Source organism: Chlorobaculum tepidum TLS, assembly GCF_000006985.1.
Classification (GTDB): domain Bacteria; phylum Bacteroidota; class Chlorobiia; order Chlorobiales; family Chlorobiaceae; genus Chlorobaculum; species Chlorobaculum tepidum.
In genome coordinates this window covers 697,531-716,859 of sequence record NC_002932.3, presented here as the reverse complement: position 1 = coordinate 716,859, position 19,329 = coordinate 697,531, and the positions used below count along the sequence as shown (strand labels likewise).

Sequence of the window (19,329 nt, the reverse complement as noted above, 5' to 3'; positions counted from 1 at the left end):
ACTATCGTATCTTTCAATAATGTGCCCTTAATTTAGCAACTTTTTCACAATATGCAAGACCCGTTTTCAGGAATTGGCAAAATGCTCATTTTGCTTGGCGCATCGATCGCTGCACTCGGTTTGCTTATCATGCTTGTTCAGAAATCGGGCGGAAATGGATGGTTGGGATGGTTCGGCCACCTGCCGTTCGACATTCATATCGAAAAAGAGAATTTCCGGCTCTATTTTCCGCTCGGAAGCTCCATCGTCCTGTCAATCATCCTGAGCCTCGTCATTGGCCTTATCAACAAATTTTTCAGATAGCATCATTCATGTCAGAATCAACACCCATGACCCAGCGCATCGCATCTCACAGCCGCAAAACTGCTGAAACGGACATTTCCGCCACCGTCAATCTCGACGGTTCAGGAACGTCGGCCATCGAGACCGGCGTGGTTTTTCTCGATCACATGCTCACCAACTTCAGCCGCCACTCCGGCATCGACGTGCAGTTACGGTGCAGCGGCGATCTGGAAGTTGACGACCACCACACCGTAGAAGATGTAGCGCTGGTGCTCGGCAAAGCCATCGTGGACGCGCTTGGCGACAAAAAAGGTATCGGACGCTACGGCTGGGCGATCATCCCGATGGACGAAGCGCTGGCACAGTGCTCGATCGACCTCGGTGGGCGTAGCTATTGCGTCTTCAGGGCAGAATTTCAGCGCCCGGTGATCCAGGGGCTTTCAACCGAGATGGTAGAGCACTTCTTTGTGTCGCTCTCGCGAACGATGAACGCAAACCTGCACCTCGCGGTTCTGGAGGGCCGGAATACGCACCATATGATCGAGGCGCTCTTTAAGTCGCTGGCCTACGCGATGAAGCAGGCAGTGAAGGTCGAAAGCACAGAAATCAAATCGACCAAAGGGGCAATCTGAGATAAGAAGTACAACACAAATAAAAAAGGCTGCCCAGTATTTTCCCGAAGCAGCCTTTTTTATTCGATCAGTCAGATTTTTTACTTTGCAAAGGCGACCGAGCGTTTTTCGCGCAAAATGGTCACCTTGATCTGGCCGGGGTATTGCGCCTCCGACTCGATCTTGCTGGCAATGTCGTGGGCGAGCACATCGGCCTGAGAGTCGCTAACATTGTCGCCTTCGACGATCACCCTGATCTCGCGGCCCGCCTGCAGAGCGTAGGTCTTGATCACGCCGGGGAAGGTCCTGGCGATCTCTTCGAGGCTTTCGAGACGCTTGACGTTACCCTCGGCCGTAACCGCGCCGCGCGCGCCGGGCCTCGACAGTGACACAATGTTAGCCGCATCGACCAGGTCAGCAATGGGCGACGCCTTCTCGACCTCTCCGTGATGAGCGCCAATGGCGTTGAGCACCACCGGCGACATATTGAATTTCTTGAGAAACTCCATGCCCGCCAGCGCATGCGGCATTTCGGTCTCAGGCAGCACCAGACCGATGTCGTGCAAGAGGCCGGCGCGCTTAGCCTGCTTGGCGTCGAGCTTCAGTTCGGCGGCCATCAAACCCGCCAGCATAGCAACCTCGCGACTGTGCTGCAAGAGGTTTTGACCGTAAACCGTATGGAAACGCATCTTACCGATCAGGTTGACGATTTCTGCTGGCATGTCGGGAATCTGAAGCGACGAAATCGCCTCTTCGCCGGAAGACATGATGACATCCTCGATCTCTTTCTTAGCGTCCTGGTAGGCCTTTTCGATCGCCACCGGATGGATAATGCCGTCAACAAGCAGCTTTTGCAAAGTCAGCTTGGCCATCTCGCGGCGGAGCGGATCGAAGCAGGAGAGAATGACCACCTCGGGAGTGTCATCGACGATAATATCCACGCCGGTTGCATTCTCGAACGCCTTGATGTTGCGTCCCTCGCGTCCGATGATACGCCCCTTCAACTCGTCGCTCTGGATATGTACCACCGACAGGGCACTCTCGGTCGCCTGCTCGAAAGAGATACGCTGGATAGCGGTCAGCATGATCTTTTCGGCGATCCGGTCGGCCTTCTGCGTGGCCTCTTCGTGAATCTGGTGAACGGTTTCGGCCGCCTCTTCCCTGGCCTTGGCGATCATGTTGTCGATGAGCATCTGACGAGCCTCTTCGGCGGTCAGGTTCGAGATACTCTCCAGCCGCTGGTTCTGCTCTAAAATGGTCTTTTCAAGCTCCGCGGATCGATTCTGTACGTTCTGAGTCTGATGCTTCAGCTCCTCTCTCTGCTCCTGAAGCTTCTTTTCAGTTTCCTTGATGTCCCGCATCTGATTAGCCAGAGTCACCTCTTTCTGGCGAATCTGCTTCTGCAGCTGGGCAAACTTGTTGTTTTTGATGGTTACTTCGCTGTCAAACTCACGCTTGCGCTTCTTCCACTCCTGGTTCACCTCGTTGACCTTGAGTTCCTTGTAGTCATTGGCCTCTTTCTGAGCCTCCTGGATGACCTGCACGGCACGTTCTTCAGCTTCGAGTACCTTGGTGGTACCGATGCGCTCCAGAAAGAATCGACCGATGTAAAAACCGACCACAAAAAAGACTATGGATGCCGCAATAATGAGAAACAGATTTATGACTATTCCCATTAACTATCCTCCTTTTTCAACCGGCCAAAATGAGACCGGCCTTTCAAAATTGAACAAAAAAAACCGCACCCTCAAGAGATGTGTAAGATTCAAGAACCCGTTTAACCACGGTGGGCGTCTCCTTCAGGTTTTTTGCTTCCAATGCGACGCTTCGAAAAGTGTCGATGCCAACGGCTCATCACCGCCAGGCAGCAAGGCCTGCAATCAAAATGAAGAGTTTGACTCCCTGTTCTATCCTGTTAGTTCTTTTACTTACAAAACACCTCTCGCTGTGGTGCGGATATTTCGCTTGCTTTCAATGTAACGCTTTAGTGCAAATTCTGCTCGATAAATTCATTGATATGAGCCATTTTCTGCCTGAGCTGCGACAGCTCCTCCTCAAGTTCGTTCTTTTTTTCAGCAAACTGGATCGCAGCCAAAACGGCCAGCTTTTTTGCTTCCAGATCCGGAGCTTTGGCGGCGAAACGCCTCATGACACCATCGACATCCTTTGCCGCCTTTCCGGTCAGTTCGCTGTTCTCTACCCGCAAAGGGTAGCTGTCGCCATACACATTGACGCTGATCTTTTCCATGGGCATTAAAATCCGGCTTTCTCTCCCCTCAGTTCCCTCTCGATCTTTTGCAGAATCATCACCAGCTTCTGTTTGATCTGAAGCTTGTCGGCGTAGGAAAATCCTTCGCCTGAAGTCCCCGAAACCTTTGGCTCTGGCCCTTCGGTACCAGGCAGCTTGAATGACCGCAATATGTTCTGAAGGCTCAAAACCTCAGATTTCAATAACTCATTTTCTTTTCGGCACTCGGACAACTGCTCCACAAGCCGCCCCACATTCTTTTCGAGGCCCGCAAGCAACTGATGATCATTATGCTCGTTTGCTGCATCCATAAAACCGGGCTGGATCAAACTTGCCGAATTACCGCACCAAGTTCACTCCTGGCATTGTCAATCACCTTCGAGATGACGGCGCTGATCGCCTCTTCGTTCATGGTTCCCGACCTGTCGGCAAGCTCAAGCGAAAGCGCCACGCTTCGCGTTGAGGGTTCTCCCTGAGTTGTTCCTCGGTCGAACACATCGAAAATCCGAACCGACCTGACCCGCGGATCGCTCGCCTTTGCAAGATCGATCAGGCGCTGGGCCGGAATATGACGGGGAAGCACGAATGAAAGATCTCTTTCAACCACGGGGAACTTCGACGGGGGCTCATAGATCACGCCTGACTCAAAACATCGCTCCAGCAGCGTAACATCGAGCTCAGCCAGATACACATCCTGATCAAGACCAAAAACATCGAGCACCTCCCGGTTGACCTGCTGAACCGTCCCCGCCTTCAGAACGGACGTTTTCCCGTTTTCCGTCGAGGTGATTTCAATACCAATAGTTCGAGCATTATAAATATTGAAAGCTGATTTTTCAAGTAAGTTCAGCTTTTCAAGCAACATCTCCACTACGCCCCTGAGATCGTAAAAGTCGACGTTCTCGTCCTGGCGGTTCCAGCTTCTGGGTTCACGTCGACCGGTTATCACCATCGAAAGCAACTCCTTTTCAAGAAATGCCGACAGTGGCCCCTCGTTGCCGCGCCCGGCTTCCGGCTGCTTCTCAAATCCGTGTGCAACCTCGAAAAGGCGAAGCTCGCGATTGCCGTGCCGCATATTGTACCCAACGACTTTGAGCAGCGAGGGGGCAAGGTTCGGGCGAAGCACTTCGAGCTCTTCACTGATCGGATTGAGCACGTTGACCAGCATCGAGCTGAAGCAGTCAGCTTCGGCTTTCCTGATCAGAGGGTTGGTGAGCACCTCCCTGAAATTCAGGCCGATCATGATGCTACGCAAATAATCGGGAAAATATTCAGGCACCTTGCGGCTAACCGGATAGCTGGAAACCATTACAGGTGCCGGTTCCAGATTGTTGTACCCGTACAGGCGTGCGACCTCTTCGATCAGGTCGATCTCCTGTTCGATATCGACCCGGAAGGAGGGCACAGAAAACGCGATAGAATCAACATCGTCCGACACAGCCTCTTGCGAGACCGCCTTGATACAGATTTTCTCCAGCAATCGAACCATCCGGGAGGCGGTGATCGAACTGCCGAGCACAGCATTAACACGTTTGGGCCTGAGTGACACGATTTTCTGTGCGGCAGGCATGTCGCCCCACGCCTCGGCGGAATCGACATTGCCGCCAGCGATTTCAAGAATCATGGCGATGGCGTATTCGGCGGCCCGCTTCACGTTGCACGGATCGACACCGCGCTCAAAACGATAAGAGGAATCAGAAGAGAGCTGAAGCTGCTTGGCGGTTTTCCTGACCGAGGCCGGATTGAAGTACGCAGCTTCGAGCAGAATGTCGGTGGTTTTATCGGTAACCGCCGAATGAAGGCCGCCCATCACGCCACCAATAGCCACCGGCTCACGCGCGTCACAAACAACCGTCATACCTGGCTGGAGCTGGTACTCCACCTTATTGAGCGCCATGAAGCTGCTCTCGGCGTCGCTGCGCACGACAATGCGGCTACCGGCAAGCTGGTGATAGTCGAAAGCGTGCAGCGGCTGGCCAAACGAATGAAGAATGTAGTTGGTGATATCGACGATGTTGTTCTTTGGGCGTAGGCCGATCTGTTCGAGTCGGCGGGCAAGCCATCGCGGCGACGGACCAACCGTCACGCCCTTGATGACCGTGGCCGTGTAGTAAGGACACGACTCCTCGTCCTGTACCTCGATAAGACCACCGCCACGAGTGAACTCGATCACCGGTGCTTGCGGATAGACAATCTCGTTACAGTCGGCCAGCTCGCGGGCGACGCCAAGATGCGAAAGCGCATCGGGACGGTTCGGCGTCACAGCGATGTCAAGCACCGTGTCGGTTTCGAGGTAGCGGGCAAGCGGCTGGCCAATCTCACACGCCTCGTCGAGCACCATCACACCATCATGATCATCCGATAATCCGAGTTCATCAGCGGCGCAGATCATCCCGGACGAGTGCTCGCCGCGAATTTTCGCAGGCTTGATGGTGAAGGTTTCACCGGAAACAGCCGTCAGCACAGCGCCAATGGTAGCCACCGGCACCATCATGCCAGCCTCGACGTTCGGCGCGCCACAGACAATCTGCCGCAGCTCACCTTCGCCCGTATCGACCATGCAGATCCGAAGCCGGTCAGCATTCGGATGGGGTCTGACCTCGACAATTTTACCGACAATCACCTTCTGGTCGGGCAGCTTTTGTTCAAAAACATCTTCAACTTCGAGACCAAGAAAGGTCAGGTAATCGACGAGTCCAGAACAATCAAATGAAAGAGAGGGAACAAACTCCTTGAGCCAGTTGACGGAGATTTTCATGGGCGGGTATTAGTGCAATGCATTCATGAAAAGCATCTCGGAAAATCGTCAGGAACGATGCAGAGCCGATGCGCCAGCATGCCAGCCGAGGCCGCGCAATCGAATGACCGGCAATGTTCAGAGATGCCGCAACCTAACAAAAAAAGCTCTGAACCTGCAACAGCACAGAGCTTGATAACCAGCGTGTATACTCAACTCACGTCAAAACCGCGAAGTTTATCGGAGCTATAGTGTGACCCCAACGGGATTCGAACCCGTGCTACCACCTTGAAAGGGTGATGACCTAACCACTAGTCGATGGGGCCGTTCAATTCCAAAAACGCTTCCCGTTAAATTGCGGAAGCCCATTACAGAACCGGGGTGAATGAGGGGACTCGAACCCCCGACCTCCAGGGCCACAACCTGGCGCTCTAACCAACTGAGCTACAATCACCATGAAAAGCGAAAAATCCTCTTCCTGTATGCCCGACAGGACTCGAACCTGTAACCCTCAGCTTAGAAGGCTGATGCTCTATCCGGTTGAGCTACGGGCACATAACGCTTTTCAATCAGTTATTGCTCTCCCTGGTCGGGGCACCGAGACTCGAACTCGGGACCTCCTGCTCCCAAAGCAGGCACGCTACCAGCTGCGCCATGCCCCGTCTTAACGGAAGGCTTGCAATATACGACTTGAGCCGAAATCACCAAACAAAATTTTCAGAAACCCTTCACAAAAAACCGAGAGCAAACAGCACAATGATCAGCGGATCAAAAATCGAAACGCTTTATCAGATAATCAGTTATGAGACTCCTCAGCTCCTTGAGACAAATCATCTCTATAGCTTCCGATGGCGTGACCAGCCGACGCTGACGGACATGCATCTCATCCCACTGCTCAAGCAAGGACTCAACTTCGAGGGGATAAATCCTGACCGAAAAGATACCCGACGGACGGCGGTATGAGTAGGTGCCGATCTCTTCATGCCGAACGCTTCCGACAATACCAGCCTCCTCCCATGCCTCCTTTGCAGCAGATTCGGCGGGCGACATGCCTTTCTCGATATACCCTTTGGGGATGATCCAGCGCCCGGAACCGCGGGCCGTAATCAGCACAATCTTGTCACCGGCAATTGGCAGCACGCCTGACTGTTCCGCTATTTTAACCGTTCCATTGGCCATGATTGCCCGAAAGAAGTAAAACGTTACATGAACAACCTTTCCTATAACGATTGTTATAGGAAAGAACCGTGCAAAAGATACAAGATTTCAGCTTTTTTCCATGCCTGTTTCACTATGATGTCACAATGATCTTTTACCGCACAAAAGCCCGCAAACACAACACCACTTGCAAGAACGCAATTTCTCCGATTACCTGAACGATGTTTTTTCACCGACTTTCAAATCATGATAATCTCCTGCAATTGAAGTAAATTGATGCGCATATTTTCAGTCAATCAAAAGCGACCCCTGACATGAAAGCCATCATTCCCGTTGCCGGTGTCGGAAGCCGTCTTCGTCCGCATACCTTTTCCCAACCGAAAGTACTGCTCAATGTAGCCGGCAAGCCGATCATCGGGCATATCATGGACAAACTCATCGAATCGGGCATTGATGAGGCCGTGATCATCGTTGGTTATCTCGGAGGCAAAATCGAGGAGTACCTCACCTCACACTATGCTATCAAACTGACCTTTGTCACCCAGGCCGACCAGCTCGGTCTCGCCCATGCGGTCCATATGTGCAGACCGCATGTGATCGATGAAGAGCCACTGTTCATCATCCTCGGAGACACCATTTTTGATGTCGACCTGAAGCTGGTACTCGGCAGCAGTATTTCGACGCTCGGGGTCAAAGAGGTTGATGATCCGAGACGCTTCGGGGTGGTGGTCACCGAGGGCGACAGGATCGTGCGGCTCGTGGAAAAGCCGGAGCAACCGGTGAGCAATCTGGCAATCGTCGGACTCTATTTTCTGCACAGGGCAGGCACGCTTTTCAACAGCATTGACTACATCATCACCAACGACATCCGGACCAAAGGCGAATTCCAGCTTACCGACGCCCTGCAGCACATGATCGATCTCGGCGAACCATTTTCAACCTTCCCGGTGCAGGGATGGTACGATTGCGGCAAACCTGAAACGCTTCTCTCAACGAACGAAGTTCTCTTGCAGAGGGATACCCGGCAAAAATCACTTCCCGGCTGCATCATCAACCCGCCGGTTTTCATTGCCGACAGCGCCACCGTCACCAACTCCATCATCGGCCCGAACGCCACCATCGCCGAACATGCGGTCGTCAGGGACTCCATCATCATGAACTCCATCATCGGACGCAAGTCGCAGGTCAGCGAGATCATGCTGGACCGGTCGATCGTCGGCAACAACGCCATCGTTTCGGCGATGGGCCACGAGCTGAACATCGGCGACTATTCGGAAATACGGATGGGCTGAGCGGATGATTCGCAACCGGCGGGCAGAGCGGCTTGCTTGCCGGTCAGCTCATGAAGAGGTAGGGCTTCCACTCGTCGGAGATCGAGCGGTAGTGCTGGCGCATGAGGGTGATATTGCTCGGCCTGCACGGCTTGTTCAGCATGGCCATACCTGCTTCTGATGGCGTGCGGTTTCCCTTTTTCGTATTGCAGGACTTGCAGGCGGTGATGAGGTTCTCCCAGGTGTCCTCGCCGCCGCGTGATTTCGGCATGACGTGATCGACCGTCAGCGAGCCATCCTTGCAGCCGCAATACTGGCACCTGAATCCATCCCGCCTGAAGAGGTTTTTACGGTTCAGCACCGCGCCCCGGTAATCGATTCGTACGTACACCATCAGCCTGACGATGCTCGGCAGCGGAAAGTTCTCCGTTACCGTGCGGATACGGTGCTCCGGATGGCTGGCGACCATCATCGCCTTGCCGCAAAAGAGCAGTAGCACGGCATTGCGGGCATCGCAGATGCTCAGCGGTTCGTAACTCGCGTTGAGTACCAGAACTTTGGATTTTTGCAGCAGCATGGTTGTCTCCGGTTGCAGGACATTTCCGGTTATCAGACCTCCATTTCAGTTATCCATTCTTGAATTGACGGCGAGGGCTTGAGCCTCAATGTGCAGAAAAATTCGCCACGGCAAAAGCGCCCTCATGGTTCAGTACCGCCCAAGCGCGGTGATGCTTACGGTCGATGCCATGCGAGCCGAGCGCGTAACCGCGCCTCCACGGCCCGTCGATGAAGGTTGCCGCGCCGCCGGAATTGGCCTCGACTGCGTTGAGCCACCGCCCGGCGGCGTCTTGCGTCACAAGACCGAACCCGCCGCTGGCAATGTTTTTTTGACGAACCGTTGCCGGGTCATAGCTCATCGACAGTACATAATGATCGGTGTGATCACTGCCCGACTCGCCAAGTCCGCTGAGTTGAAAAACAGGGATTGCCGGATTTTTGCCGCTATGCCTGGACGGTTTGGCAGCAATCCAGCCGGTGTTGACCACTTTCGTCAGAGGCCGCCCCTGGCCGGTGCTGTCGAGGCTGGCATCTCGCGACTCGCTCGTGTTGAGGCCATCGAGAATCCGCGCTTCGCAGCCATTGAACCGATCCCGCACCACCGTGTAGCTCGCGCCCTGCGGAACGAGGAACTGCTTGCCGTTCAGGCTGTAGCTCCAGCGCTCCTTTTTGACGAAGTGAAACTGCGGCGTCACGCCGGTGTCGGCACGACCCGCCCCTTGCGGAAAGTTGGCGTCGGATTGCCAGTGGCCGTGGTCGTCGGCCCAATAATCGACCGTCACGCTCGGGCCGTCGATGGTAAAGATATAGTAACCGACCGACTCGCGCTCCTGTGAAACCGAAATCTCGCGGCTTTTCTGGCCGAACCAGTTGGTGTCGTCGAGGGATTTCGGCGTGTAGAACTTGCTGCTGTTCGATTGCACGATGAGTTGTTCGACCTTCGATTTGCCGTCGGGACTCGTAATGACCGAGCGCTGGTGGATGTGATCGTGGCCGCAGATGAACAGGCGCACGCCGTTGCTTTGCAGGCTCTCAAAAAACCGGTTCTGCCATTCCGGATGCTCATTGGCGAAGCCGCTGAAAAGCGTGTCCTGGTGCCCCTCGCCAATCAGCGGCTGATGCGACAAGACAAAAACGTGGGGCGTTTTCCTGTTGTGCTTGTCGAGCTGGGCGCTAATCCAGGGCTGCTGGTCGGCAATGGTGTAGCCTGAAGGATAGTGCGTCGAATTGGCGACCAGGCGACCCGGCAGCGGCCAGTTGTCAATGATGACGAAACGCGCCCGCTCCTGGCCCTCGCCGAAATCGAACGAGTAGCTCAATCCGTCGAGATCGCGGCTGATTTTGACCGGACTGCTAAAATTCGAACCAACGGTAAACGAGCCGCCATCCGATTTCGTGAAACCGCCGTCGCGATTTTGGGGATAACGCTGCCGGAAGCCGGGCGCACCGTAACCGTTCTCCGCACTTTTAGCCTCATGATTGCCCCGGAAAGCAAAAAAACCGATGCCTGCATCGATCAGCGGTTGAGCGGCAGCCACCCGTTCTTCTTCGGAAATCTCCTTGCCGTCGTCGCTCAGGTCGCCGACCTGAATGACGAACTTCACGCCAGCATCAATGAACTGCCGGTTCACCTGCCGGATGATCGAAACCGGCACAGTGTGCGGATTTTGCCCCGAAGGATCGGCCGTTGTCCACTGCGTATCCCCCATCACCCCGAACTTCCACGCCTCGGCCCAAAGCACCGACGGCCGCCCCGAAAGCAGCACGAACAGCGCAAACACCACGCCGGTTTTCCTGAACAAGCCACCAATGTTCATCACAGATGATTATTATTATTGTCTGGTAAGGTTTTTCCGCAAAACACCCTCATCACCCGAGAAAATAAACCATTGACGCCATCCATTACCACTCAGTATTGTGAACTTCATGCTAACTATTTACCTCTCTTTTATCCACATCGTCCACCGGTTCCTGCCACAGAAGAATTCACCTAGCCCTCCACATTGAACTTGCATGGCAAATTTCGAATTCGTACATTTGTCGTTGATTTTCCGGCATCCCCATTACCTATGGACACGGTGCCAAAAGCTCTCTTGCGGGAGTTGTCCCCGGAGCTTGCCGAAAGGTTTCCCGTGTCCCGTTTGTCCCTCCGCGACATTCACCTTCACGAGAAAACCGCATCGGCAAACCGCCGGACACCTGCCGTTCTTGTCGTTCGATTAACAAAAAACCGAAAGGGAAACTATGTCACATTCAAGGTATTACTTTACCTCGGAATCAGTTTCAGAAGGCCATCCGGACAAGGTGGCCGATCAGATTTCCGACGCCGTGCTGGATGAGTTCATCAAACAGGACCCCAACTCCCGCGTCGCCTGCGAAACGTTCGTTACCACCGGTCAGGTGATCGTCGGCGGCGAAGTCACCAGCAAAGGCATCGTTGATGTCCAGACCATCGCCCGCAAAACCATTACCGAGATCGGTTACACCAAGGGAGAATACATGTTTGACGCAAACTCCTGCGGCATCCTCTCGGCCCTGCACTCGCAGTCGCCCGACATCAACCGTGGCGTTGACCGCAAGGAAGAGATCGCCGACGAGTTCGACCGCGTTGGCGCTGGCGACCAGGGCATGATGTTCGGTTACGCCTGCACCGAGACCCCGGAGCTGATGCCTGCCGCCATCCAGTACGCGCAGGAGCTGGTCAGATTGCTCGCCGAAATCCGCAAGGAGGGCAAGATCATGACCTACCTCCGCCCCGACGCCAAGAGCCAGGTGACGCTCGAATACGACGGAAACGATAACGTGCTCCGCGTTGAGGCCGTGGTGGTCTCAACGCAGCACGATCCCGAACCGGCAGGCATGAGCGAAGCCGAGTTCCAGGCCGTCATCAAGAATGACGTCATCGAAAACGTCATCAAGAAGGTGATCCCCGCCAAGCTGATCGACGAGAACACCAAGTTCCACATCAACCCGACCGGTCGTTTTGAAATCGGCGGTCCTCACGGCGACACCGGTCTGACTGGCCGCAAGATCATTGTTGACACCTACGGCGGCGCAGCTCCGCACGGCGGTGGCGCGTTCTCCGGTAAAGACCCGTCGAAGGTTGACCGCAGCGCGGCTTACGCAGCCCGCCACGTGGCCAAGAACATCGTCGCCGCAGGTCTGGCCGACAAGTGCACCGTGCAGGTCTCCTACGCCATCGGCGTTGCCCGTCCCATCTCGATCTACATCAACACCCACGGCACCAGCAAGCACGGCCTCTCCGACGAGCAGATCCAGGAGAAAGCCGAGGCGATCTTCGATCTCCGCCCGCTGGCCATCATCCGCCGCTTCAACCTCGACCGTCCGCACGGCTGGTGCTACCGCGACACGGCTGCTTACGGCCATTTCGGTCGCGAACAGTTCCCGTGGGAAAAGACCGAGAAGGTTGCCGAGCTGAAAGCCGCTTTGGGCCTCTGATCAAAAACCCTCTGAAAGCCTCTGCGGACTTGCGTCCCGGAGGCTTTCCCTTATTCTGAAAAAACTGAAAACACGCTGACATCATGACAACAGAAGCAGCAGTGCTCGACTACAAGGTGGCCGATATTTCGCTTGCCGAATGGGGCCGCAAAGAGATCGAAATCGCTGAAAAAGAGATGCCGGGCCTGATGGCTACGCGCAAGAAATACGAAGGCAAGAAGCCACTGGCAGGCGCCCGCATCGCTGGCTCCCTGCACATGACCATCCAGACTGCCGTCCTGATCGAAACGCTCGTCGAACTCGGCGCGGACGTGCGCTGGGCGAGCTGTAACATCTTCTCGACGCAGGATCACGCCGCAGCGGCTATCGCTGCCGCCGGTGTGCCGGTGTTCGCCTGGAAGGGCGAGACCCTCGACGAGTACTGGTGGTGCACCCGTCAGATTCTTGAGTTTGAAGGCGGCCTCGGCCCGAACCTCATCGTCGATGACGGCGGCGACGCAACCCTGATGATCCACTTCGGCTACAAGATCGAGAATGATCCTTCGATGCTCGACAAAACCCCGGGCAACGCCGAAGAGAAAGCGCTCCTCCAGCAGCTCAAGGCTGTCTTCGCCGAAGACAACCAGCGCTGGCACAAGGTTGCCGCCGGCATGAAGGGTGTCTCCGAAGAGACCACCACCGGCGTGCATCGCCTCTACCAGATGATGGAAAAGGGCGAACTGCTTTTCCCGGCCATCAACGTCAACGACTCGGTCACCAAGTCGAAGTTCGACAACCTTTACGGCTGCAGAGAGTCGCTCGCTGACGGCATCAAGCGCGCCACGGACGTCATGATCGCCGGCAAGGTGGTCGTTGTGCTTGGCTACGGCGACGTCGGCAAAGGCTGCGCCCACTCGATGCGCTCCTACGGTGCTCGCGTGATCGTCACCGAGATCGACCCGATCTGCGCATTGCAGGCCGCCATGGAGGGTTTTGAAGTCACCACCATGGAAGAGGCTGTCAAGGAAGGCAACATCTTCGTCACCGCCACCGGTAACAAGGATGTGATCACCCTCGACCACATCAAGCAGATGCGCGACGAAGCGATTGTCTGCAACATCGGCCACTTCGACAACGAAATCCAGGTCGATGCGCTCAACAACTTCAAGGGCGCGACCAGAATCAACATCAAGCCGCAGGTTGACAAGTATGTCTTCGAAAACGGCAACTGCATTTACCTGCTCGCCGAAGGCCGCCTGGTGAACCTCGGCTGCGCCACTGGCCACCCGTCGTTCGTGATGAGCAACTCCTTCACCAACCAGACGCTCGCCCAGATCGAACTCTGGCAGAACGACTACAAAGTTGGTGTCTATCGCCTGCCGAAGAAGCTTGACGAAGAGGTTGCGCGGCTGCACCTCGGCCAGATTGGCGCCAAGCTGACCACGCTCACCAAAGAGCAGGCCGACTACATCGGTGTACCGGTCGAAGGCCCCTACAAGCCCGAACACTACCGCTACTGATCTGCGGTTCACCGCTGGATCAACGCCAAAAAAGCCGCCCGAAAAAGGGCGGCTTTTTTTGTTTAAAAATCGGACAGATCAGACGAATCAGTCAGATCCAATTAAACGCCCGCCAGCCCCCGCCAGCTCACGCCCATGCTTGCGATTGCTGGAAGCATAACCTCGCGTTTGGCTTTGCAGAATTCGGCATCGTCGATGCTGGCGAGGTTGACCTCGACGTTTGCCATGGCACTCATCAGCCCGGCAACCAGTAGATAGCGGCCAACGATTACGTCACTCAACACCTTGGGGTTGCCAATCTTTTCGAGGCGATCTGCGAGAGGCAACATGGCCAGGCAGCGCTTGAACAGCTCGAACGGCACTTCGGCGCTGGCCTTGAGCGCCTGCTGGATCGCAGCCCGGCGAGCATCGGCCTCCTCCGGCGTCGCTTTCGGCATCTTGTAGATCTGCATGATCGTGCCAAACACCTCCATGTCGCGGTCGCCGAGGTTGAGCATCTGGCGGCGGGCGGTTTCGCACTGGTCGAGAATCGAGTGGACTTCATGCTCGACATCGGCGAACTTCTTTTTGCCGATGGTCAGGTTGCAAACCATCGAGAGCAGCGCCGCGCCTTGTGCCGCCGTGACTGCCGCCGCCGCGCCGCCGCCGGGAGTGGGGTCAGCGCTGGCAAGACTGTCGAGATAGGTGGAGATTGCGCTCCACCCGAGCGTTCCGTCAGACTTCATGGTGGTAGTTGTGATAGAGTTGCAGGGCGTTTCTCATACACATGGCCACCGTCATGGGGCCGACCCTCGGAATGTAAAGCGACGCAGCCTCTTTGGCCTCCGGCTCGAAGTTCTGGATATAGGAGAAGTTGAGACAGATCGCGCCCGGCTTCAGCTCCTCAGCCCTCACCTTTTCAAAGTGCGGCGACGGCACGCCAGTGATAACGATATCCGACTGGCTGAGCGCCTCCTCACGCGTGACGGGGCGCGATTCGTGGTCAGAGCTGTTGACGTCGACGACAAAACCGCCGTTAATATCGAAAGAGTAAACACGTGCGCCGTCGTTCGAGAGCATGTAAGCAAGCGGTCTGCCGACGACCTCCGAGCGGTTGAAAATGGTGATCTGCTGGCCGCCAAACGGCAAGCCGAAGGGTGCGTAAGCTTCAGTGACTTCGAGCAGCTTGATAATGGCCAGCGGCGTACAGGGCAAAATCGACTTGAATCTCCGTTCCGTGTCGTCGAAACGCTCGTTGGCGTAGAGCTTTTTGATCCAGTGCGGCGACAACCCCTCAACATCCTTGTGTGGCGAAATCAGGTCGCGCAACTCCGCGTCGCGCTTGTCGCCCCAGATCGGGTAATAGACGAAAATGCCGTGAACAGCGCTGTCGCGATTAGCCGCTTCGAGGGTGGCTCTCACCGACTCCGGCTCGCACTTCCTGAGATCAAAATGAATGCCAACATCTTCGCATCCGGCGCGGGTATAGTCGGCATAAGTGATCGAGGCGGGGTCGTCTGAGGCGAGAATACCAACAATGTTGATCGTAAGCTGCTCCTCGCTAATCTGCCGGCGGACGGCGTCACGAAACGAGGCGGCAACAGGGTTCGGTTCAAGCACTTTCATGATTCAGTGGTGGGGTCGGTTCGGTTCATCGAGGTTCCTGACGGGCGCAAGTGCCGGGAATGGAATATTCAAGGAGATGGCGGGCTATGCTCCTGCCGGATGGAAAGTTATCATATCCGACTCTTTTGCTGGGGCGGCAGGATTCGAACCTGCGGATGTCGGCTCCAAAGGCCGATGCCTTACCACTTGGCGACGCCCCATCATTCGCGGAAGATCGTTCTGAAAACGGCTTTAATTATACGGATAAATAGCTTAAAACACAAAATGAAGCCCGAATGAGCGCGAAAAAGAGAGCGGGCTTTTTTACCTTTCTATTCAGCTTTCTGTAACATACATTCCGGCTCGCTCATGACGAAAATCAAGATCTGCGGCATCACCCGCGCGCAAGATGCCCTGGAAGCAGCGCTCGCTGGTGCCGACGCCCTCGGCTTCAACTTCAGCCGCAAAAGCCCCCGCAGGATTGATGCCGAAACGGCCCGAAGCATTATCGCCGGATTGCCTCCGCTGGTCACGCCGGTCGGTGTCTTCGTTGAGCAGTCGCCCGAGGAGATCAACGACATCTGCCGCCACTGCGGCTTGCTGGTCGCGCAACTCCATTCGGATGACTACGATGCTGAAAAGACTTTGCAGATCAAGGGCGTTCGGGTGATCCGGGTGTTCCGGCCAAGTCCGGGTTTTGAGGTTTCGCAGGTGAGAAAGTTCACTGAAAAAACGGGATGCAGGAGCTTTCTGTTCGACGCTTACAGCCCGGCGATGGCTGGCGGCACCGGCCAGAGCATCGAGGCACAAACAGCGGGGTCGCTGTTTGATGAAACTCGTGATTTCAGCTGGGCGCTGCTCGCGGGCGGACTGAAGCCGGAGAACGTCGGTGACGCCGTGACGCTGATAAGGCCCTGGGGCGTCGATACGGCCAGCGGCGTCGAGTCGGGACCAGGCATCAAGGATGCGCTGAAGATCAGGCAGTTCGTCGAAGCAGTGCGCAAGGCCGACCGGTCGCTCACGAATTGCTGCTGATGTGCTGAAGCACAATCTCCGCAGCAGTTTGTGGAAGCTCCAGCGTGATGAGATGGCCGCAATCCGGCACGCAGAGATAGCTGCCTGATGGGGTCATTTCCTGCAATTTTCTGGCGTTTTCGCAGGTCATGATCACATCTCCCTCTCCAGCCGCGAACAGTATGGGCACCCTGACAGCCCGAACCATATCGGGAAGCATCTGGGTCGTTTCCATGGCTGTAATCTGCTGTGCCGTCTGCTCAATGGCCTCTGATGCACAGAATCCGAGGCTCTCAAAACCGACCTTGATGTCATGCATCATGACCGAGTTTCTCGAAAGCACGAGCCGGGCGAAGATGTAGGCGGGAAGCCACCAAGTAAGCTTCCGCATCATGATATTGAAGATGAAAATGATCGTGGCAGGCGCGACTTTTGAAATGAATTCGCTGTTCGGAAGATAACCGAAGTTGAAAAACACCATTGACCGGACGCTGTTCGGGTACGTGTTGACATAGTCGAGCGCCACGAACGGCCCGAACGAAAATGCCGCGATATGCAAATCTTTCAGTCCGATCGCCCGGATCAGCTCATCGAGGTCACGCACAAAATCAGCGATCTGATAACGGTTCTCGGGATCGTTTTCCGACCAGCCATGCCCTTTCATGTCGTAGGCTACCGTCCTGTATCCCGCGGCATTCAGCTCACGGATGATGCGATGCCACCACATCCACCAGCAATCCCAGCCATGGATGAGCAGCACGGTACCGCGCGGATTTTCCGGCCCCGAATCGTGATAGTGATGCAGCAGGCCGCCGACTTTGACGAAATGGCTGTTGCGCATCAGCTCAAGCTCGTATTGAGCCCGGTGCCGTTCGCCCTGGCTCGAAGTTTCGAGCTGATCGAGCAGCTTCTGCCGATAAGCTCTGAATTTTTCAGACGATGGTTCCGGCACGTTATCCATGACTTTTCAAAAGAAGTTCAGATGGACACTACCGTTCAATGTATGTAAAAATCACGATTGCACGCTATGTTGCCATCACGTTTCAGAAGTGACGAAGCCCGCGCCATTTTGAGATTTTTTAGCTGGATCGTCGCCGGAACCATCCGTTTCAGTTACCAGTTCACGGAAAATGTTGCCGCCCTCGCGCCTGATAATTTCCTGTTGAGCGAGAATCGTTTCAGGTTCGACCCTGAAGTGTTTGAGCAGTTCGGAAAACATCTGGATCGATGTCTCGAACAGCTCGGTCACGGCAGCATCGGCTCCGGCGCGGTAAAAACGGTTCGTCGATTCGAGTGAACGGGAACGCACAATGATGAACGCGCCGGGATTGATCTCCCGCACGAGGCGGATGCACTGAATGGCCGCGTCGATTTCCGGAATGCAGATCACCACGGCGCGGGAGTGATCGACGCCAATACGCAACAGTGACTTGCGCTCCGTGCAGTCACCATAAAAAAGCGGCTCGCCCTGGCGGCGCATCGTCTTGACAGTCTTGCGGTCGGTATCAAGCACCGTATAGTTCAGGTTTGTGGCATTCATCACGGCGGCGATATTCCTGCCGATCAGGCCGAATCCGATAATGGCGGCGTGAATTTCACCCCGGCAGACAATCGGCCCGGCAGCGGCGCGCGCTGGCTGTTTCGGCTCTGGTTTGGATGCGAGTGGCATAAAGCCGAGCGCTGGCGCGACCTGGGCAGCAAATTTCGGCGCGGCGGAGATCAGCGCCGGGGTGACGATCATGGTAACGACAATGACCGCCAGCATCGACTGGAACATGTGCTGGTCAAGCAGCCCGGCATCTTTGGCTGTACCGGCGAGCACAAAGGAAAACTCGCCAATCTGTGCCAGCACCATGCCCGACATGAGGCTGACCCGCAACGAAAAACCAAGCGCCATCAAAATGCCGGTCATGATCAACCCTTTGACCACCAGCACCACGAGGGCGATAGCGATGAGCCACGGCAGCTCGATCATGTTCACGTCGAGCAACAGACCGACCGAGACGAAAAAGATGCTGGTCATCGCCTCCCTGAAAGGATCGATGGTGCGGCTGATGCGGTGGCTGCCGTCGGTACTGGCGATCACCATTCCGGCCATAAACGCGCCGAGCGCAAGGGAAAGGCCGATGAGCGAGGCGAGCCATGCCGCGCCAAAGCAGAGCACCAGTGCGCCCAGCACCAGCACCTCGCCCGCGTGCAGCTCGGTGATGATCCGGACGATTTTCGGCATCAGCAGCCGGAATCCGCCGAACATGCCGATGGCGAAGAGCAGCAAGAGCGCGATCTCCTCAAACGATGATTCGAGCGGCATCGAGCTGCCGCGGGTCAGAAAGCTGAATCCGAACATCAGCGGCACAATGGCCATGTCCTGAAAGATCAGGATGCCAAGGGCGATCTTGCCGTGATCGAAACCAAGTTCGCCCCGGTCAGAGAGAATTTTCAGGCACAGCGCGGTACTGCTAACCGAAAACGAAAAGCCAAGCACGAGCGCCTCCTTGCTGCCAACCGACTTGCCGATTGCATCCATCAGCCAGTACGAAAACATGGCGATCACCAGACCGGTCAGGAGAATCTGCGCCGTTCCGCCGAACAGGACGATCTTCCGGAGTTTTTTCAGATCATCGGCCGAAAACTCCAGCCCGATGGTAAAAAGCAGCAGCACGACGCCCATTTCGGCAAGCGTCGAAATCAGCCCGCTGTTCCGGATAACATGGAACCCCGTCGGCCCGAGCATGATACCCGTGAAGATCAGGCCGATCACCGGAGGAATCCGGATCTTCTGGAACACGAGAATATTGACAATGGCAAGCGCCCCGATCAGGACCAGTTGTCCAAGAAATTCAAACTGATGCATTCCAATACCTTGTTCAGAACCGGGAAAACAGAGAAGAATCATTGCAACTCAGTA

Annotated in this window: 18 protein-coding genes and 5 tRNA genes; 7 read left to right on the top strand and 16 right to left on the bottom strand. The window is 55.5% G+C overall.

Going from position 1 to position 19,329, the window contains the following annotated elements:
- Positions 1 to 51 precede the first annotated feature (51 nt).
- Together AYT24_RS03445 and hisB are read left to right on the top strand one after the other, a co-directional pair.
- Positions 52 to 303, top strand: a complete 252-nt coding sequence (locus tag AYT24_RS03445) for a DUF2905 domain-containing protein (RefSeq protein ID WP_164926919.1) — start codon at positions 52 to 54, stop codon at positions 301 to 303.
- Between the two features lie 26 nt (positions 304 to 329).
- Positions 330 to 914 (top strand): imidazoleglycerol-phosphate dehydratase HisB, encoded by a 585-nt coding sequence (hisB, locus tag AYT24_RS03440; protein WP_010932417.1) that lies wholly within the window; start codon positions 330 to 332, stop codon positions 912 to 914.
- Positions 915 to 994: 80 nt separating this feature from the next.
- On the opposite strand, the gene rny is transcribed toward hisB, so the two are convergent.
- Positions 995 to 2,569 (bottom strand): ribonuclease Y, encoded by a 1,575-nt coding sequence (rny, locus tag AYT24_RS03435; protein ID WP_010932416.1) that lies wholly within the window; start codon positions 2,567 to 2,569, stop codon positions 995 to 997.
- Between rny and AYT24_RS03430 the strand changes: the two genes are divergently transcribed.
- On the top strand, positions 2,556 to 2,873 hold the full coding sequence (locus tag AYT24_RS03430) for a hypothetical protein (protein ID WP_164926918.1): 318 nt from the start codon (positions 2,556 to 2,558) through the stop codon (positions 2,871 to 2,873). The two genes, rny and AYT24_RS03430, sit on opposite strands and share 14 nt — an antisense overlap.
- A gap of 4 nt (positions 2,874 to 2,877) precedes the next feature.
- Here AYT24_RS03430 and AYT24_RS03425 read toward each other — a convergent pair whose 3' ends face one another.
- From AYT24_RS03425 to AYT24_RS03390, 8 genes are all read right to left on the bottom strand, one after another.
- Complete coding sequence (locus AYT24_RS03425; RefSeq protein ID WP_165439255.1) at positions 2,878 to 3,141, bottom strand: cell division protein ZapA; 264 nt, start codon at positions 3,139 to 3,141, stop codon at positions 2,878 to 2,880.
- A 5-nt stretch (positions 3,142 to 3,146) separates the two neighbouring features.
- On the bottom strand, positions 3,147 to 3,452 hold the full coding sequence (locus AYT24_RS03420) for a hypothetical protein (protein ID WP_164926917.1): 306 nt from the start codon (positions 3,450 to 3,452) through the stop codon (positions 3,147 to 3,149).
- Positions 3,453 to 3,466: 14 nt separating this feature from the next.
- Complete coding sequence (pheT, locus tag AYT24_RS03415; RefSeq protein ID WP_010932412.1) at positions 3,467 to 5,899, bottom strand: phenylalanine--tRNA ligase subunit beta; 2,433 nt, start codon at positions 5,897 to 5,899, stop codon at positions 3,467 to 3,469.
- Between the two features lie 233 nt (positions 5,900 to 6,132).
- A tRNA-Glu gene (locus AYT24_RS03410) sits at positions 6,133 to 6,204 on the bottom strand.
- 53 nt (positions 6,205 to 6,257) lie between these two features.
- Positions 6,258 to 6,333, bottom strand: a tRNA-His gene (locus AYT24_RS03405).
- A gap of 26 nt (positions 6,334 to 6,359) precedes the next feature.
- A tRNA-Arg gene (locus tag AYT24_RS03400) sits at positions 6,360 to 6,433 on the bottom strand.
- Positions 6,434 to 6,464: 31 nt separating this feature from the next.
- A tRNA-Pro gene (locus tag AYT24_RS03395) sits at positions 6,465 to 6,540 on the bottom strand.
- A 106-nt stretch (positions 6,541 to 6,646) separates the two neighbouring features.
- Entirely contained in the window at positions 6,647 to 7,057 is a 411-nt protein-coding gene (locus AYT24_RS03390; protein WP_010932411.1) for an NUDIX hydrolase, read from the bottom strand.
- 293 nt (positions 7,058 to 7,350) lie between these two features.
- Between AYT24_RS03390 and AYT24_RS03385 the strand changes: the two genes are divergently transcribed.
- Positions 7,351 to 8,328: a sugar phosphate nucleotidyltransferase gene (locus AYT24_RS03385; protein WP_010932409.1), complete on the top strand. Its 978-nt coding sequence runs from the start codon at positions 7,351 to 7,353 to the stop codon at positions 8,326 to 8,328.
- 43 nt (positions 8,329 to 8,371) lie between these two features.
- Here AYT24_RS03385 and AYT24_RS03380 read toward each other — a convergent pair whose 3' ends face one another.
- Both AYT24_RS03380 and AYT24_RS03375 read right to left on the bottom strand, forming a co-directional pair.
- A complete protein-coding gene (locus tag AYT24_RS03380) occupies positions 8,372 to 8,884 on the bottom strand; it encodes an HNH endonuclease (RefSeq protein ID WP_010932408.1) in 513 nt (170 codons plus the stop codon).
- A gap of 85 nt (positions 8,885 to 8,969) precedes the next feature.
- A complete protein-coding gene (locus tag AYT24_RS03375) occupies positions 8,970 to 10,682 on the bottom strand; it encodes a metallophosphoesterase family protein (protein WP_164926916.1) in 1,713 nt (570 codons plus the stop codon).
- 427 nt (positions 10,683 to 11,109) lie between these two features.
- Between AYT24_RS03375 and metK the strand changes: the two genes are divergently transcribed.
- A complete protein-coding gene (gene metK / locus AYT24_RS03370) occupies positions 11,110 to 12,324 on the top strand; it encodes a methionine adenosyltransferase (protein ID WP_010932404.1) in 1,215 nt (404 codons plus the stop codon).
- 83 nt (positions 12,325 to 12,407) lie between these two features.
- Positions 12,408 to 13,823 (top strand): adenosylhomocysteinase, encoded by a 1,416-nt coding sequence (gene ahcY / locus AYT24_RS03365; protein ID WP_010932403.1) that lies wholly within the window; start codon positions 12,408 to 12,410, stop codon positions 13,821 to 13,823.
- A 101-nt stretch (positions 13,824 to 13,924) separates the two neighbouring features.
- Here the strand turns inward: ahcY and AYT24_RS03360 are convergent, their stop codons facing one another.
- From AYT24_RS03360 to AYT24_RS03350, 3 genes are all read right to left on the bottom strand, one after another.
- Positions 13,925 to 14,548 (bottom strand): cyclodeaminase/cyclohydrolase family protein, encoded by a 624-nt coding sequence (locus AYT24_RS03360; protein WP_010932402.1) that lies wholly within the window; start codon positions 14,546 to 14,548, stop codon positions 13,925 to 13,927.
- On the bottom strand, positions 14,538 to 15,428 hold the full coding sequence (locus AYT24_RS03355) for a bifunctional methylenetetrahydrofolate dehydrogenase/methenyltetrahydrofolate cyclohydrolase (protein ID WP_010932401.1): 891 nt from the start codon (positions 15,426 to 15,428) through the stop codon (positions 14,538 to 14,540). The genes AYT24_RS03360 and AYT24_RS03355 overlap by 11 nt, the downstream gene beginning before the upstream one ends.
- Positions 15,429 to 15,556: 128 nt before the next feature.
- A tRNA-Gln gene (locus AYT24_RS03350) sits at positions 15,557 to 15,628 on the bottom strand.
- 148 nt (positions 15,629 to 15,776) lie between these two features.
- Here AYT24_RS03350 and AYT24_RS03345 point away from each other — a divergent pair.
- Positions 15,777 to 16,442: a phosphoribosylanthranilate isomerase gene (locus tag AYT24_RS03345; protein WP_010932400.1), complete on the top strand. Its 666-nt coding sequence runs from the start codon at positions 15,777 to 15,779 to the stop codon at positions 16,440 to 16,442.
- Here AYT24_RS03345 and AYT24_RS03340 read toward each other — a convergent pair.
- Together AYT24_RS03340 and AYT24_RS03335 are read right to left on the bottom strand one after the other, a co-directional pair.
- Positions 16,426 to 17,382: an alpha/beta fold hydrolase gene (locus AYT24_RS03340; RefSeq protein ID WP_010932399.1), complete on the bottom strand. Its 957-nt coding sequence runs from the start codon at positions 17,380 to 17,382 to the stop codon at positions 16,426 to 16,428. The two genes, AYT24_RS03345 and AYT24_RS03340, sit on opposite strands and share 17 nt — an antisense overlap.
- A gap of 75 nt (positions 17,383 to 17,457) precedes the next feature.
- A complete protein-coding gene (locus AYT24_RS03335; protein ID WP_164926915.1) occupies positions 17,458 to 19,275 on the bottom strand; it encodes a cation:proton antiporter in 1,818 nt (605 codons plus the stop codon).
- Positions 19,276 to 19,329: the final 54 nt, after the last annotated feature.